The sequence below is a fragment of the Pirellulales bacterium genome, assembly GCA_019694435.1.
Lineage (GTDB): Bacteria > Planctomycetota > Planctomycetia > Pirellulales > JAEUIK01 > JAIBBZ01.
This window is the reverse complement of the sequence record JAIBBZ010000016.1, coordinates 95,944-111,885: the sequence shown is the minus strand read 5'-3', so window position 1 is coordinate 111,885 and position 15,942 is coordinate 95,944. Positions and strand designations below refer to the sequence as shown.

At 64.7% G+C, this 15,942-nt stretch carries 12 protein-coding genes; 3 read left to right on the top strand and 9 right to left on the bottom strand.

The annotated features are described in order from the left end of the window. Positions 1-23: 23 nt before the first annotated feature. The gene (locus K1X74_13635) at positions 24-980 is read left to right on the top strand and encodes a hypothetical protein (GenBank protein ID MBX7167367.1); all 957 of its coding nucleotides are present in this window, start codon (positions 24-26) and stop codon (positions 978-980) included. 131 nt (positions 981-1,111) lie between these two features. Then, positions 1,112-1,963: a hypothetical protein gene (locus K1X74_13630; protein ID MBX7167366.1), complete on the top strand. Its 852-nt coding sequence runs from the start codon at positions 1,112-1,114 to the stop codon at positions 1,961-1,963. 390 nt (positions 1,964-2,353) lie between these two features. Here K1X74_13630 and K1X74_13625 read toward each other — a convergent pair whose 3' ends face one another. The 4 genes from K1X74_13625 to K1X74_13610 all read right to left on the bottom strand — a co-directional run bounded on the left by K1X74_13625 (position 2,354) and on the right by K1X74_13610 (position 7,932). Then, positions 2,354-4,861, bottom strand: coding sequence for an SMP-30/gluconolactonase/LRE family protein (locus K1X74_13625; protein ID MBX7167365.1), 2,508 nt, complete (start codon positions 4,859-4,861; stop codon positions 2,354-2,356). A gap of 108 nt (positions 4,862-4,969) precedes the next feature. Further along, on the bottom strand, positions 4,970-5,605 hold the full coding sequence (locus K1X74_13620; GenBank protein MBX7167364.1) for an NYN domain-containing protein: 636 nt from the start codon (positions 5,603-5,605) through the stop codon (positions 4,970-4,972). Between the two features lie 58 nt (positions 5,606-5,663). Further along, complete coding sequence (locus K1X74_13615) at positions 5,664-6,956, bottom strand: dihydroorotase (protein MBX7167363.1); 1,293 nt, start codon at positions 6,954-6,956, stop codon at positions 5,664-5,666. A 13-nt stretch (positions 6,957-6,969) separates the two neighbouring features. Further along, positions 6,970-7,932: an aspartate carbamoyltransferase catalytic subunit gene (locus K1X74_13610; GenBank protein ID MBX7167362.1), complete on the bottom strand. Its 963-nt coding sequence runs from the start codon at positions 7,930-7,932 to the stop codon at positions 6,970-6,972. Between the two features lie 231 nt (positions 7,933-8,163). On the opposite strand from K1X74_13610, the gene K1X74_13605 reads away from it, so the two are divergent. Continuing rightward, entirely contained in the window at positions 8,164-9,015 is an 852-nt protein-coding gene (locus K1X74_13605) for a GGDEF domain-containing protein (GenBank protein MBX7167361.1), read from the top strand. Here the strand turns inward: K1X74_13605 and K1X74_13600 are convergent. From K1X74_13600 to K1X74_13580, 5 genes are all read right to left on the bottom strand, one after another. Further along, positions 9,009-10,664, bottom strand: coding sequence for an ABC transporter permease subunit (locus K1X74_13600; protein MBX7167360.1), 1,656 nt, complete (start codon positions 10,662-10,664; stop codon positions 9,009-9,011). The genes K1X74_13605 and K1X74_13600 overlap by 7 nt on opposite strands. 47 nt (positions 10,665-10,711) lie before the next feature. Then, entirely contained in the window at positions 10,712-11,638 is a 927-nt protein-coding gene (locus K1X74_13595; GenBank protein MBX7167359.1) for an ABC transporter ATP-binding protein, read from the bottom strand. Next, positions 11,635-14,139 carry a hypothetical protein gene (locus tag K1X74_13590; GenBank protein MBX7167358.1) on the bottom strand — a complete coding sequence of 835 codons (2,505 nt, stop codon included), beginning with the start codon at positions 14,137-14,139 and terminating at the stop codon, positions 11,635-11,637. The genes K1X74_13595 and K1X74_13590 overlap by 4 nt, the downstream gene beginning before the upstream one ends. 95 nt (positions 14,140-14,234) lie before the next feature. Beyond that, on the bottom strand, positions 14,235-14,852 hold the full coding sequence (locus K1X74_13585) for a nucleotidyltransferase family protein (protein ID MBX7167357.1): 618 nt from the start codon (positions 14,850-14,852) through the stop codon (positions 14,235-14,237). Then, positions 14,849-15,934, bottom strand: coding sequence for an XdhC family protein (locus K1X74_13580; GenBank protein MBX7167356.1), 1,086 nt, complete (start codon positions 15,932-15,934; stop codon positions 14,849-14,851). The genes K1X74_13585 and K1X74_13580 overlap by 4 nt, the downstream gene beginning before the upstream one ends. Positions 15,935-15,942: the final 8 nt, after the last annotated feature.

Here is a 15,942-nt window from a genome sequence, read left to right as displayed (position 1 = left end):
TGAGCCCGGAAAGGATTCTTGCGATGCAGAAGACGAGGCACACGACGGAGCAGATCATCGAGAAGCTGCGTCATGCGGCCGCAGGTTTGTTGTGCGCGGGCAAGGTACCAATCGTGCGAACAAGAAGGTCGTTGCCCGTCGTTCTTCTAGCGTGTGTCGTCGCGGGTTGCGGCGTCAAGGTCCCCGACGCGCTGCAGCTTCGTTCGTTCCATCAAAAGATGAGGTGGCGCGCCGAGGAGTATTTCCGCGACCCTCAGGTGGTCGCCTTGTGCCGGGCCATCGAGCGACGCGACCTAGAAGAGATGTCGCGGTTGGTCGCCGCGGGCGCCGAGGTGAACGCCCGAGGCCAAGGTGGGATGACGCCCTTGCTGTGGGCGTATCCCGACAACCAACTGCCGCGGTTTGAGCGGCTGCTGGAGCTGGGTGCCGATCCGAACCTGATTTGGACGTCCGATTTTGACACACGCGGCGTCATTCCACCTGGCGCCGCGGTCACACATCTTGTATGCGAGACGAGCTTTCCCGGGTACTTCGATGCCGTATTCCGTCACGGTGGAAACCCGAATCTCGCCAAGGAGTCGCCCGGCGTTGGTCGGGGCGATACCCCGCTTTATTGTGCAATTCGTTCCGTCAGGAGCGACAATGTCAAGAAGCTTATTGCGCTTGGTGCCGACGTCAATCACGCCGGGTTTGATGGACTGAATCCTGCATATTGCGCCTTCTTGCGATCCGGTAGCGCGAGTGTTACGTTGCCGCTGCTGGAAGCGGGTGCGGCCTTTGACATTACAAACGGCAAGCCGCCCGTTCGCATCGTGCACATGGTCGTCATGAGTGAAATGCGTCAAACGGTCAGGCAAGGACCAGAAGCGGCCGATTTCGAGTTGCTGAAACAATGGCTCGAAGCACACGGCGAGTCGCTCGAAGAGGCTCGCATAGAAGTCGAGGCATGGCGTCTAAGGAAAGACTCTGGCCACAGGTGACCTTCCCCACGACAGAGGACCATCCAGTCCTCCCGGCTGCGCGCAGAAGAAGGGCTCGTGCACTTTCTTACCTAGTACAATGACTTTGAGCTTCGGCTGTTGCGACCTTGGTGTGGATGGCGGTGAGTCGAATGATCTGTGCGAATGCCTGTCGCGTGGTGCCGCTTGCCGTGCTGGCGATATGCCTGGGGTGTCACGCAAAGCCAGCCGCCTTGAAAAAGGCGTCGCGTGGGAACAAATCTCCACAAGCCGACAGGGTCTTCTCTGACGAGGCGACGGTCTCGCTCTGTCGTGCAATAGAATCGCACGACAGAGCCACGTTCGGGCGCCTGATCGTCAACGTCAACGTCAACGCCAGGGGGCAAGGCGGTGCGACTCCGCTCCTCTGGGCATTGATATACGACCGTTTCGAGTTTTTTGAAGCGCTGTTGATCCAAGGCGCCGACCCCAACGCCATCATCACGGGTGCCGATGCCCTTGGTCGCGGTGTTCGCGCTGGCAACGCCGTGACACACCTGGTGTGCATGAAGCCTGACACCGCGTACTTCAATGCTGTGTTCGCACATGGTGGAGATCCCAACCTGCGCATCCAAGGGAAAGTGCTTGGCGCCGGAGATACACCGCTATTCTGCGTCATTCAGGAGGACGTAAATGACAAGCAGCAGCGCATCGCGACGCTGATCGGTCGGGGTGCAGATATCAACTACGTGTGCCCGAGTTTTCTGACGCCCGTCAGCACGGCAGTTGCGAGTCATGGTCAATACGATGTTGCGCTCATGCTGTTGGAGGCTGGCGCCGATTACAAGTCATTCATTCGGCCCAACAGCAATCAGCGGTTGATTCATCTCGTGCTCGATGATGGATACCGCCGGAGCAGGGCGTGGCGGGAACGGCAGGCGCGCGATTACCAGCGGCTCTTAGATTGGCTAGTAGCTCACGGCGACTCGCTGGAGGTGGCGCGAGCGGAGATGGCAGAGTGGTAATCTGATCGCAAAGAGCCGCAAACGGGGGGCAAGCGTGCCGTTCTTGCCCTGCTTGAGATCGACGTCGCATCCGCGTCCCCCCCTTGGGTACGATCTGGTCTCCCGTGTGCGCGCTTTGCCTCCCTTCGCGGTCAACGCTGGCCCCTTTTCTCAATGACCTGCGCCGCCGTGTGCCTCGTCCACGCCGTCGCAAAATTCCCGATTGGACTCACTCCCGGGTGCGACTCGCACATTCAACAGACGACCGGGTAGGTCAATGCGTCGGCCCCCACCTCGCCAATCGACGGCCCGGCCCGGCGCGGCGGTCCGGGCAGCTCTCGAGCGCCGTACGTTCGACCGCGTTTACTTCATACTTCGTGTTCTTGGCGGTCGGGAGGCTCCGTGCTTCGCTTACTCCCCTGCTTCCTCGGCCTCCTCGTCTTCGTCGTCGTCTTCCTCGTGCGGCAGCACGAAGGCAGCACGAACCGGGGCCGGCATCGGCTGGTCGGCGCCTTTGACGTTCCGCCAAATGACCTCGTTGAATAGCAGGTCGTCGACCGCATCTTCCTTCGAGAAATCGAAGGTCGCCGAAAGTTCCGCGCCCCAGGCATCGGGCCCGTTCTTAGCTTCCATGTCGACGTTCGGCACCACGTGCGTATAACCGCCCAGATCGCGTGCGGCCTGGAACGAGTTGAACATCGGCCGAGCCGCGGCGTCGAACTGGCTCATCGGCTCCAACCCCAGGATCAGCTCCATCGACCTGAGCATGCTGGTCGTCGAGTACATGGCCGAGTCGACAAAGCCGCGTTTCGTGTAGGGACTGATGACCAGCGCCACCGAGCGATGGGCATCGACGTGGTCGGGTCCATTCTGGGCATCGTCCTCGACGACAAAAATGGCCGTTTCAGGCCAGAATTTCGATTTTGTAATCGCCTCGATCACGCGGCCCAACGCCAGGTCGTTGTCGGCCATGTAGACGGTCGGGGTCGGCTTGCCGACGTCGGAGCCCGAGTTGTGATCGCTCGGCAACCGCATCACGATGAACTGCGGGAGCTGGCCCTCGCGCTCGAACCGGCCCAATTCGGCGATAAAGCGATCCGCCCGCCGGATGTCCATGTAGTCCAAATCGAAGCTGCGAAACAACGGATCGAAGTGGCCTTCGAGGTTCTTGGACAAGGCGCGGCCCGGACCGTTGGGATCTTTGTGGTTTTCGATCCACTCGCCGAAACTGAAATAGCTGACCCCGGCCTCGGCGCAACGGTCCCAGATGTAGCCCTTGGCCGGTCGGGCGATGAGTTCGTTTTCGCCTTCGCTCGTGTAGCCGATTTTGCGCTTTTCGCTGTCGCGATAGTTGAGGGGCCAGACTTTTTCGACGTAGTCAGTGGCGTAGGCCCCCATCGACCATTCATGCCCGTCGGCCGAAACTTCGCCGTCGACGTAGAAGTTGTCCAGCAGCACGAACTGCCGCGCGAGCCGATGGTGGTTCGGCGTTACCTGCTCGGGAAACAAGCACAAGTTCGGGTCGCCGTTGCCCTCGGGCATGTCGCCGAACACCTGGTCGTAGGTGCGATTCTCCTTGATGATGTAAATGCAATACTTGATCGGGCTGGGGTCGCCCACTCGCCGGGGGATCGGGTTACCGGCCTCGGGCACTTCGGTGACGGCCAGGTCTTCGCGCAGCGGGCTGCAGCGGTAGGCGCGCTGCGAATATTTGGCCAACTGCTCGGGCGAAGGCAGCGGCATCGTGGTCAAACAGCCCTTGTAGAGCGCACCGATGTATTGATCGAGATTCAAATCGACCACGCGATTCGGATTCGGGCCGGCGGTGTTCGACTTGCTGATCAGTCCCTTGCCGTTGGCGACGAGCAACTGTTGGCGCTCGGGGAGATAGCGGACCGACGTCGGATACCAGCCGACAGGCACAAAGCCCAAGGGTTTTGCCTGGCCGCGTTCGGCCACGTTGATCACGGCCAGATTGTTGGCGTCGGCATTGGCCACCAGCAACAGCTTGCCCTCGGCCGCCAGGCACAGGCTGTTCGGCGTATTGCCCACCGGAGCGCGCGGGTACAACGCGCAATTGATCGTCTCGAGTTCCCGGCCCGAGGCGGCGTCGAGCACGCTCACCAAGGTCGAATTCGCGCAGGCCACGTACAACGTCGCCCCGTCGGCCGAAAGACACATCTCCGTGGGATGTTCCTTGGTGCGCCATTCGCCCGCCACGCGGCCCTGGTCGACATCGATCACCGCCAGCCGGCTCTGTGCCCACAGGCTGACCAGCACGCGTTTTCCGTCGGGTAGCGGCAGACAGGCGTAAGGGTACGATTCTTTCCCGGTGGCGACCGTGCGTTCGACCTTCGATTGAGCGAGGTCGCATACTGCCATGCCGTGTCCCCAGGTACCGGCGACGAACAGGCGTCGGCCGTCTGCCGAACAGGCCAGGCCCGCGGGAATCCACTTGTCATCAGCAATCTTGAGTTGCCGGTGGTCGCTGAGCTGGCCTTCGCGGCAAGCGAACGAATGGACAACCTCGTATTCTCCACCGCTGGCGAACAGCCGATTGCCGTCGGGCGAGATGCACAGCCCGTAGAACGCCTGATCGATCACGACCCGCGCGAGCACCTTCAGCGTGGTCGCGTCGAGCGTGACGATTTCATGATCGCCGAAGCCCGCATGCAGTACCGCGAACCATTTTTGTGACGGATGAATCGCGATGTTCACCGGGAAATCACCCAGGGGCACTTGCCTGCCCGCGGGCCGCAACGACCATTGATTGGGCAATAACACGGTGCCGTCGCGCTGCACGCCGGGCAGTTGCGGTAGCGGCTTGTCGGCGCCGTGCAAGGCAACCGGCACCAGCGCCCCGTACAGCAGCCCCAGCGCCAGACCGCGATACAATTTGAAGTGCCACGAACGCTTCATCGGTCGAGTCCCCGGAACTGATGCGCGGCAAATAGGGCCCACGGCGCCCGTCGCGAAAAATACCCGTCGCAGGGCGTCAAATGTCCCGCGATTATCCCTGGCTGCCGTTCATTCGTCGAGCAAATCCTCGCCGTAGCCGGGCGGAAATATTCGCTCTTCGTTAGCCACATCGGTCGGTTTCTCGTCCTCGCCGGGTGCGCGATGGGGGCGGGCATCGGCCGCGGGTGACGCGCCGCTCGATTCGCGCCCGTAGAACTCGCTCATCCAGTAGGCCACCTCGGCAGGCGTCAATCGCTGCGGAGGCGCCGCTGCGGCCGCACCCAGCGCTTGATGGCCGCGCGCCGCGCGGGCCCGCAGCGCGGCGACGAACCACACATCGCTGTCGACGGCCGTGGCGCCGCGGCGACGCGCGGCGCGCTGCAGGCGGTGATCGCTCGAAACGACCGTCAGCCGCCGCGGCGCAGAATCGCGGCGGATCAGTTCCTCGATGAGCCGGTCGGCGTCGCCGTCGGGCGCCGCGAATTTGACCGTGATGCCCGCGTGTTTCACTTCCCGGGCCAGACCGCGCGGGGCTTCGCGGGCATCGAACACCACGGTGGTTCGGGGCAGTTCTTGCGCGGGCAACGAATTGGCCAGGAAGTTCAACAGGGCCTGTCGCGACCGTTCGAGCGTCGCCGGCCCGAGCCCCTGCGGCAGAATTCCCGAGGCGTGCAGCAGGTTGTAGCCGTCGATCAGCAAGGCCACGGCGGCGGTTCTCCTCTGCGGTCCGAGCGCGCGCCGTGCCGCGGCCGGCCGTGTGAGCCTACAGCCGTTCGGCTTGATATTTGATACGGCCGGCGACGATGGTCGTTTCGGCCCGACCGCGCAGTTCCCAGCCGGCATAGGGCGTGTTCTTGCTGCGCGAGCGGAACTTGCGCGGATCGACGATCCATTCCGCCTGGGGATCGATGATCGTCACGTCCGCATCGGCACCGATTTGCAGGCTGCCCTTGGCGACGCCGAGCACCCTGGCGGGGTTGATCGTCAGCTTGGCGATGGCCGCGGGCCAGTCGAGATGGCCGGGCTCGACCAGGTAGGTCGCCACGAGCCCCAGGGCCGTTTCCAGGCCCACGATGCCGAACGGGGCCCGATCGAGCTCCTGCATCTTCTTTTCTTGCGCGTGCGGCGCGTGATCCGTCACGAGGCAATCGATCGTGCCGTCCTTGAGCCCCTCGATGCAGGCATCGACGTCGGCGCGAGTCCGCAACGGAGGGCTCATCTTGAAGTTCGAGTCGAACGAGCGCAGGGCCTGGTCGGTGAGCGTGAAGTGATGGGGACAGATTTCGGTCGTCACGCGGATGCCGCGGCGTTTGGCGCGGCGGACGATGTCGACCGCCCCGGCCGTCGAGATGTGCATGACGTGAATGCGCCCGCCCGTGGCTTCGGCCAGGGCGATGTCGCGGCTGACCATGACGTCTTCGGCCGCCGCCGGCATGCCGGCCAGCCCCAACATCAACGAAACCAGGCCCTCGTGCATCACGCCGCCGTGCGTCAACTCGCGCACTTCGGCGTGGTTCAAGATGGGCTTGTCGAACATTTGCGCGTATTCGAACGCCCGGCGCATCAATTCGGCGTCGTAGACCGGCGCGCCGTCGTCGCTGAAAGCGATGGCGCCCGCGCGGACGAGCTGCCCGATCTCGGCCAGCTCCTTGCCCTCGCGGTTCTTGCTCACGCACGCGACGATATAGACGTGACAGTTGTCGGCCCGCGCTGCCTGATGCTGCACGAACTCGACCGTGGCCTGGGTATCGATCGGCGGTTCGGTGTTGGGAATGCAGGCCACGGCCGTGAAGCCCCCCGCCACGGCGGCCGCGGTCCCGGTGGCGATCGTCTCGTCCTCTTCGCGGCCCGGCTCGCGCAAATGGACGTGCATGTCGATCAGCCCCGGCGCGACGATCTTGTCGGTCGCGTCGAGGATCACGTCCTGGCCGTTGGGCGAGACGTCGTAGCCGACGATTTTGCCTTCGGCCAAGAGCACATTCGTCACGCGATCGAGCCCTTGCGACGGATCGATGACGCGACCACCGCGGATCAGGATTTTGGGAGCAGGCTGCATGGCGGTCGTCGTACTAGGCTCCCTGGACCCCGGTGACAAGCCACAACACGGCCATCCGCACGGCCAGGCCATTGCGCACCTGGTCGAGAATCACCGAGTGCGGGCCATCGGCCACCTCGGGCGTGACTTCGACTCCCCGGTTGATCGGCCCCGGCGCGAGAATCACGATGTCCGGCTTGGCCCGGGCCAGGCGTTCCTTGGTCATCGCGTAGAGCAGCGCATATTCGCGCACGCTGGGGAACGGCCGCGTCACCTGGCGTTCGAACTGGATGCGCAGCAAGTTGACCACGTCACAGCGTTCGAGCACCTGGTCAAAATCGTGGCAGACCTCGACGCCGAGTTCTTCCCATTGTTTGGAGACCAGCGTGGCGGGGCCGCATAGAATCACGCGCGCCCCCAGTTTTTGCAGGCCCCAGATGTTCGAGCGGGCCGTGCGGCTGTGGGCAATGTCGCCGACCAGGGCCACGGTCAGGCCCTCGACGCGTCCCCGGGCCTCGCGAATGGTCAGGATGTCGAGCAGCCCCTGCGTGGGATGCTCGTGTGCACCGTCGCCGGCGTTGACCACGGCAGCGTGCAGCGAATGGGCCAGCAATTGCGGCGTGCCGGGGGTCGAATGACGCACGACGACGACGTCGGCGCCCATCGCCTCGATGTTCTTGGCCGTGTCGATGAAGCTCTCGCCCTTCGATAGGCTGCTGCCGCTGGTGGTGAAGTCGATCGTATAGGCACCCAGCCGCCGGGCCGCCAGCGAAAAGCTCGTGCGCGTCCGCGTCGAGTTTTCGAAAAACAGATTTGCGCAGGTCTTGCCCGCCAGTACCGGAGCCTGGGCCTGCTGATCGAGCACGGCCTCTTTCATCATCACGGCCGTGTCGAGAATCAAGCTGATCTCGGCAGCGGTGAGATGTTCCAAATCGAGCAGGTGACGCCGGGTCCAGGTTTCTGGAAATGTCCCCAGGTCGATCGAAGCCATGCTCATGATGTGCCCGATTCTGCGAACGACTGTTCGCCCCGGAACCGGCACCCTGGCCCTTCGTGGACCCGACCCAACAAGCCGCTGCCGGTGCCGCTTCGCGAGCGATTCTAACACCTCGACGAAGTGCTGCAAGTTGACGCGGTGACGGTCTGGTCCACGGGTCGCCGGCCGGCCTGCGACGCCGCGAGGAAGCGTCGATTTCGACATATAATCGGCCACATGGACGCGCGCGACATGCCCACGGTGCTGCTGCTTTCGGCCGACGCGGAGCTGGTCGCGCGATGGGAGGCGGCCGCCAGCGGCTGGCAGCTCGCGGTGCAACCGCAATTCGACATCGCGGGAACCGGTCAATCGGTCGACGTGGCGTTGATCGACGGCCGATCGATGCCCCCGTCGAGGCCCAAGGCAGAGACGTCCTGCTGGATCGGCTCCGGGCCTGCTCCCGAGGGCTTCGACTGTGCCCTACCGCCGGCGGCCGGCGTCGACGAGCTGACCAGAACCGTGCGGTTGTTGACAAGCCTCGCAATGCTCAGGCGCCAACTACGGCACGAACGCCGGCAGGCGGCTCAATGGCTGGCCGCCGCGCAGCGCGACCCGCTGACGGGCCTCGCGCACCGGGGGACCTGGAACGAACAACTCCCCCGGTGCTTGTGCGAGCATATCGGCAGCGGTTGCTGCGTCGCGCTCTTCGACCTCGACCTGTTCAAACAGGTGAACGACTCGCTCGGCCATCCCCGGGGCGACACCGTGTTGCAGGCGGCCGCCGGGGCGCTGGCCCAGGTACGGCCCAACGATCTGGTGGCGCGGCTCGGAGGCGACGAATTTGCCTTGGCGGCCCCCGGGGTCACGCAGCCGCAGGCCGGCGCCCTGGTTGAGCGACTGCGCAAAGCCATCGCTCAAGCGACCTCTGCGACGCTTGGCCGGGCGCTCACCTGCAGCGCCGGATACGTGTGGCTGCCGCCGGGCGAACCGGCCGAACCGGCCACGGCGATCGAACGGGCCGATCGCGCCTTGCGCCGCGCCAAACAAACGGGCCGCGATCGAACCTCAGCAGCCGAGGCCAGCGAACCGCCGACCGGTCAGTAGATCACCCGCCACCGCTGGTGAAAGAACCAGCTCATCGTCGCCAGCAGTCCCGCGTCGAGCGCCAACGAGAAGCCGATAAAGCCGGCATACAGCGGCCAATTCCCCGCGCGCTGTTGCGCCTGGGTTTTCATGCCTTGCTCCAACCAGACTTCGCTGGCCTCGAGCGGCACGGCAAACGCGGCGGCAAACGGGCTCATCACGCCCGACCATTCAACGGCATCCACCCACCCGGGCCGATCGACGAAAGCCGTCACCAGGCTGCGCAGCGCCATCGGCGCCGCGAACAATGCCAACAGCACTAGATAACACGTCATCAGGCTGACCGACGTCTTGCGGAACAGCACCGAACAAAACAAAGCGAGCGTGGCCGTCGTCAGGCAAGTCACGATGATGATGGCCAGGTAGCCGAGCAAGGCCCGCCAGTTGGCCCACAGTTCAGGCACCATGGCCGCGGCCAGCACCAAGGGCCAGACGACGAACGCCGTGAGCACGGTCGAGACGCGCAGGCCGGCCAGCAGCTTGCCGGCCAGGATCTTGGCGGGCGAGAGGATCGTCGTGAGCAGCAGTTCGAGGGTCTGGCGTTCGCGCTCACTGGTGATGGCGCCGGCCGCGAACACCGGCCCGACGAGCATATTGAACACGACGATGTAACTGGCATACCACGGCGCCAGGTACGGCGAGATGAACAAACACCAGCCCATCAGCGGGATCGCCAGGAACATGCCGATCTGGATGACCAGCCGCAACATCAACGTCCCCTGGGCGAACAACTCGCTGCGCATCTCCTTGTCGAGCATCGGATTGGCGTGATCGGCCAACAAGTCGGTGCGTTTGGGGGGCGCAAAGAGGTAATCGGGAAACCGGTCGCGATGGATCACCAGCCCCACGCTCTGTTCGCGCTCGGCCTCTTCGTCGATCACGTCGTGGCCTTCGCTGCCCACGTCGGGCGGATGCAGCAACCGCCGCGCCGTGAGCAGGAACAACACCGTACAGACGACACCGGCGAAGAAAGTCATCCACAGCCCCATGCCGAGGAGCTGACCGGCGGAGAGGCTCAGCTCTCTCAGGAACGCGAACCCCAACACCAGCGCGCCCAAGAGCGAGATCGGCAAGATCAGCAGATAGCTGACCACGAGTGAGGCCGCCGTGCGGCGAAAATAGCTGCTGGCCGCGAGGCTGATCATGCCAAACGTCGTAATCGAGAGAAACAAGACCAGGTAGGCCAGGGCCAACTCGTAGAGCGAGGTCCCGCCCAGCGGCAGGCAGAGCATCACGATCGGCAGCGAAGCAAAGATCAGAATCGCCACGTGCGCCAACGACGCGATGAGCTTGCCCAGCACGATAGCCGTCGGCCGCAGCGGGCTCGACAGCAGCATTTCATAGGTCTGTCGCTCTTTCTCGCCGGTCAGCGACCCGGCGGCAAAGTTCGGCGCGATCAGCGAAGCCAGCAAGTACTGCCCGGCGAAAAACGTGGCGATCAGGGCCTTGGCCGGCGCCGGATCGGTCACGTCGATCCGCCCGGTCGGCCAGGCCAGGTAGATGATCGCGCCCAACAATACGAGGTAGCCCAGCAACAGCAAGAACGCGCGGTTCGTGCGCAGATTGACCAACAGTTCGCGCTGCAACACGGGGTTTTCGCGAAAATACATCGAGACCACCTGCCCACAAGAGAAACGGGCGGCCGTGAGCCATCGGCTCAGGCGACAAGGCCCTTGGTGACCATCATGAACACGTCTTCGAGTGAAGGCTCCTTTTCGGCAAATGAGCGCAGCCGTACGCCCTCGGCCAGGAGCCGTTCGAGCAGTTCGGCCAGTTGCTGGTCGTCGGCCGCCAGCTCGACGGTGATTCGCTGATCGAGTTGCTCGACGTCGAGCGTCTCGGGCCGGCTGCGGATGACGGCCAGCGCCGTGTCGAGCCGCTCGAGCACGCGGATTTCGACGACCCGGTTCCGGCGGATCCGGCGATAGACGTCGTCCATCGGGCCGTGCAACAGCAGTTTGCCGCGCTCGACGATACCGATCGACGTGCAACAGTCGGCCAACTCGGTGAGGATGTGGCTCGATATCAAGATCGTCTTGCCCATCTGCCGCAGCTCTTTGAGCAAGGCCTTCACCTCGAGTCGGGCCCTTGGATCGAGCCCGCTGGTCGGCTCGTCGAGGATCAGCACTGGCGGGTCGTGCACGAGCGTCTTGGCCAGGCACAACCGCTGCTTCATTCCGCGCGACAGACCATTGACGAAATCGTCGCGTTTATAAGTCAGATCGAGCAACTCGAGGACGTCGGCGATCACTTTCTTGCGCCGGTCGCGGGGAATCTGGTAGGCGACGGCGAAGAAATCCAGGAACTCCCAAACTTTCATGCCGTCATAGACGCCGAAGTTGTCCGGCATGTACCCGACGCTGCGACGCACGTCGAGCGGTTGATGGGTGACGCTGAACCCGTTCACACGGGCATCGCCCTCGTCGGCCTTGAGCAAGGTGGCCAGAAAGCGAATGGTCGTGCTCTTGCCGGCGCCATTCGGGCCGATGAATCCGAACATCTGGCCGGCGCCGATTGTCAGGTGCAGTGAATCGACCGCCACCAGCGGGCCATAGGTCTTGCGAAACCCGGTGATCTCGATCATGGCTCTTTCTCTTCCTCGACGTCGGCTGCTTCCAAATGCGGGACATAAAGATCCCGGTCGAGGTCGTGTGCGTCGATCACTTGCGTCAAGGTTTGGACGTCGCGTTTCATCGGCGCGAACGGCGCATAGCGCAGATGAGCCACGACCACCGACAATCGCTCCTCTTGCTCGGCCCGAGGCTCGATGGTCATCCCCTCGGGCACGGCGCGCGCCAGCCCAATCAACCGCGCGGTAGTGCCCAGCGGGCTTACCGCCAGTTGCCGCAGCAGGTCGCTCAGCGCCCGGCCCGATGCCATCACCGGGCTGTGCGTGGCCAGCCAGCCGTCGAACTGCTCGATCGCTTGCGTCGCCGAGCCCGCTCGAGACTGCGGCACGGCCAATTTGCTGCCCGCGGGCAACTCGCCGATCCAGCAAACTTGCGTACCCACGACCAAGGCCGCCGCATCGAGGTCGAGTTGCGTCGCGTTGTTCACTTGCCAGCCGTCGGCGCTCTCCTCCAGGTGCAGCGCGCCGCCGGCGTCCCAGAACTGTTCGCTATGCAGCAAGCCCAGTGAGTTCGACGCCACGTAGAACCCTTCGAGTTCGGCTTCGGGCGAGCGCCGAATCCAGGCGGACGAATGCGCTCCGCGCGAAGGCGAGGCGGCGGACCGCGCCGAAAATGGCAACACCACCGCCGACCGATCGGCGAACTGTGCCGAATAGCGAGTGGCCAGCGAGGTGTAGAGCGCCGCAAACCGGGTCACATGGGCCCGCGGATGGTCGGGCTGCAGTTCGACGATGTCCAGCTCGGCCAGCGAACGCGCAAAACCGATGTTCAACTGTGCCAGACGCACGACTGCCGCGGCGGCAGCCAGCGTAATGATGGGTACCGCCAACCAGGCCCATTCGACGCGCCGCAATGCGCGGAACACGGCCCAATTCAGCGGGACCAGCACGATTGTATAGGCCGCGAGCGTGGCCAACACGAATCGAGCGCTGGGCAGATCCAAGCCCGAGGCCCGGAGCAGGACGTCGCGAGCCGCGACGGCAGCGGCACTATCGTCGCTCCACCCGCCGGGACTCTGCATCGCCGCGTGTTGCGGCAAGCCGGCCCCGACTTCGCTGAAGAATTGCAGATTCATCGAACCGATCGGGCCAAAGGCGTCGCGCGTGAGCAGGCGCACATTCGATGCCACGAGCGCGCTGCGCGGCCCGAGTCTCTGGGAGTGGATGCCCCATTCTTCGCGCCAAGCATCGTCGGGATACCAATTCGTAACCACCGCTTCTGATTCTTCGACATACTCGAACGAACGCGGCGGGCGACCCAAGACCGCGGCGCTCAGGAACTGGTCGAAGTCGGGCCACGCGGTAAGCGCCCGCTGGCCCAAGCTGAACGCGACGGCCACGACGCGTCCTCGCCCCGCTCGGCGGTCGACCACCAGCGGCGTGCCATCCACGGCGGCAAGCACTCGCGCACCCGGCCGTGGGGCGAACTGCTGAACCGGCCACGGGCCGTCTGCCTGCAGCGGCCGCGCCGGTGCGACCGTCCAAGTTTCGTTCAGTTGGGCGATCTGCTCGGGGCGCAGGTCCAGGGTTCCGGTCGAATCGACGGGCAGATACGCGTCGAGAAACGTGCCGCGAAGATTGTCGATCGTGCCCGGCCCGCAGGCGACGAGTTGGCCTCCCCAGTGCAGCCAGTCGATCAGCGCTTGCTGCTGTTCGAGCGACAAGGCCGCCGGGTCGCCGTCGTCCCAAAGCACCGCGGCCGTGTTCGTCCAGGCCAGCGCCGTCGAGGCCAGCGGCAAGGGACTTTTCATCGGCGGGGCGACGAACCGCAATTGATACGTCGCGGCACCGCTCACCTCGAGTTCCTCTTGCAGCGGCCGCAAGGTCGAGAGCCCGCGCAGATAGCGCAGCCGATCGGGATTGCGCGCCAGCACGACCAGGTAATACTGCCAATCGGGCATCCGCGCCAGCGGCTGGCTGGTGGACAAGGCCGCAAGACCGCTGGCCGCCGCATTGAGCCGCACCTGTAAATTCGAATGCATGCTAGGCGGTACGAACAGCAACAGCTCCAACTGCTTGAGCACGCCCTTGGGCATGAGTGCCGGCCGCGTCAGGCCGATGTCGACCGACACGCCGGGGAGCGGTACCGGCTCGACGACAAGTTCGCCCTGATAGTCGAAGTGGTTGGCGATCACCTCCTGCGTGGCGCTCGTCCAATGTCCCGCCTTGAGCGCCGGTTCGAACGTCTCGACCGAATTGGGCCGGGTCTGCAGGCGGCTGACCTCGAAATCTGGCTTGGCTGCTTCTTGCTTGGCCTTGTCGTCGACCGGCTTGTCGGCCACGGAACCACGATTCGGTACCCCGGGGCGAAAAGCGATCCAAGCCACCAGGCACGCGACCAACAGCAACAGCATGAGCATCGCCAACATCAAATTGATGCGGCGCGTGCGCCACGCGACAGATCGACCAGCGTCGCCGCCGTCGTCCGGGTCGAGTTCGGTCTCGACGTTGTTCAAGGCCTGCTGTTCCGATGAGAAACGATCGTCGCGCTGCCCCTTGAGTCTAGCGCCGCAGCGCGCGGCTGCCAATCGGCAGGCCGCGGCGCGAGAATTTACTCCTGCAGCAGCGTTTCCTGTGCACGGCGATAGTCGTCAGGCGTGTCGAGATCCCGCGGGGGGACCGTATCGACCAGCAGCACATCCGTGGTGTCGGCCGACTTGACCACCGTATCGAGCCCGGCTTCGGGAGGCAGCCTTCGTACGGCCTCGGCCAGCGACCAAGGCAGCAAGACCGGATGGCCGCGCCGCGCCCCGTACCGCGGCACAACGCACCGTGGCCGCCGTGGATCGTAGGCGGCTACCACCTGCCGAATCACGCGCGGATCGAGCGCCGGCAAATCGGCCGGCGACACCAGCCACGCGTCGCTCGGTCCCGGCTGCAGCAGTTCACATGCCCGGCCCAAACCTACCAGGAGCGAGGCCTTCATATCCTCGGGCCCCTCGGCCCAGACGACGTAGGCCCCGGCGCGCGTTGCCGCGGCGGCCAATTCGTCCGGTCCACCGTGTCGCAGCACGACCAGCACGTGGTCGATCGCCGCGTCGCGAAAATTGGCAATCGACTGTTCGAGCACCGTCCGCCCGGCCCAGGGCAATAACAACTTGGGCCGGCCCATGCGCTGGCTCAAACCGGCCGCGGGCATCACGGCACAGCATTGCGCCGGACGATTCACGACGCTTCGACCACCGGCACCGCCGGCATCCGGCCGGGCACGACGCCGCGATTGCGATGGGCGATCAGTTCGGCCACGATGCTCACGGCGATTTCCGGTACGGTCTGCGACCCGATGTCGATCCCCACCGGCGCGAAGACCCGCGCCAAGGCCTCGGCCGAGACGCCCTCGTTCAACAAGTCGTCGAAGATCAGCTTGATCTTGCGCCGGCTGCCGATCATCCCCACGTAGCGCGCCCCGCGCTCGGCCAGGTGATAGAGCGCTTCTTTGTCGTGGTTGTGGCCCCGCGTCACGATCAGGCAATACGTATCGGGCGTGATCTCGATTTCTTCCAACACGCGTTCGATCGGCCCGACCACGAGTCGCTCGGCCCGTGGAAACCGCTCCGCCGAAGCGAACTCGCCGCGATCGTCGACGGCCCAGACGTCGAAATCCACGTCGGCCGCCATGTTCGCCACGGCCTGGCCGACGTGCCCCGCGCCGACGATCACCAGCCGGCAACGCGAGAGGTTGGCCAGGTAGGCAATGCCCGCGGCGGCTTGCGGACGCGGCCGGTCGGCCAGGTCGGGCAGGTTTTCGCGGAGCACCTCGGGCACGGAATCGGGCGCGGCCTGTCCGCAGCAGGCCACGAGCTGCTGGGCCGCGTCGAACAGGTAGGCCGCGGGAATAGCCAGACCGCTTTTTTCCGCGTCGAACACCAGGGCCTCGACGCACCCCTGCCCGGCCGCGATCATCGCGTGCAGCCGCGTGTAATAGCTTCGCGCCGCTTCGTCGGCCAGGGGCTCGACCAACACCTTCATCCGCCCGCCGCAGATCAGCCCGTCGTCCCAGCCATAATCGCTGTCGAGCATGAAGGTGATCACCTCGGCCCGACCGCCGGCGAGGATGCCCAGGGCACGGCGTTTGACCTCGGCCTCGACGCAGCCTCCGCCAAGCGTGCCGGCCTGCGCGCCGTCGGGAAAGACGAGCATCATCGCGCCGGCCTTTTGCGGGGTCGAGCCGCGCGTTTCGACCAGGCGGCAACAGGCCAGCGGCCGCCCGGTCGCCAGGCGATCGACGAGGATTTCCAGCAGCTCTCGCATGGCCTTCA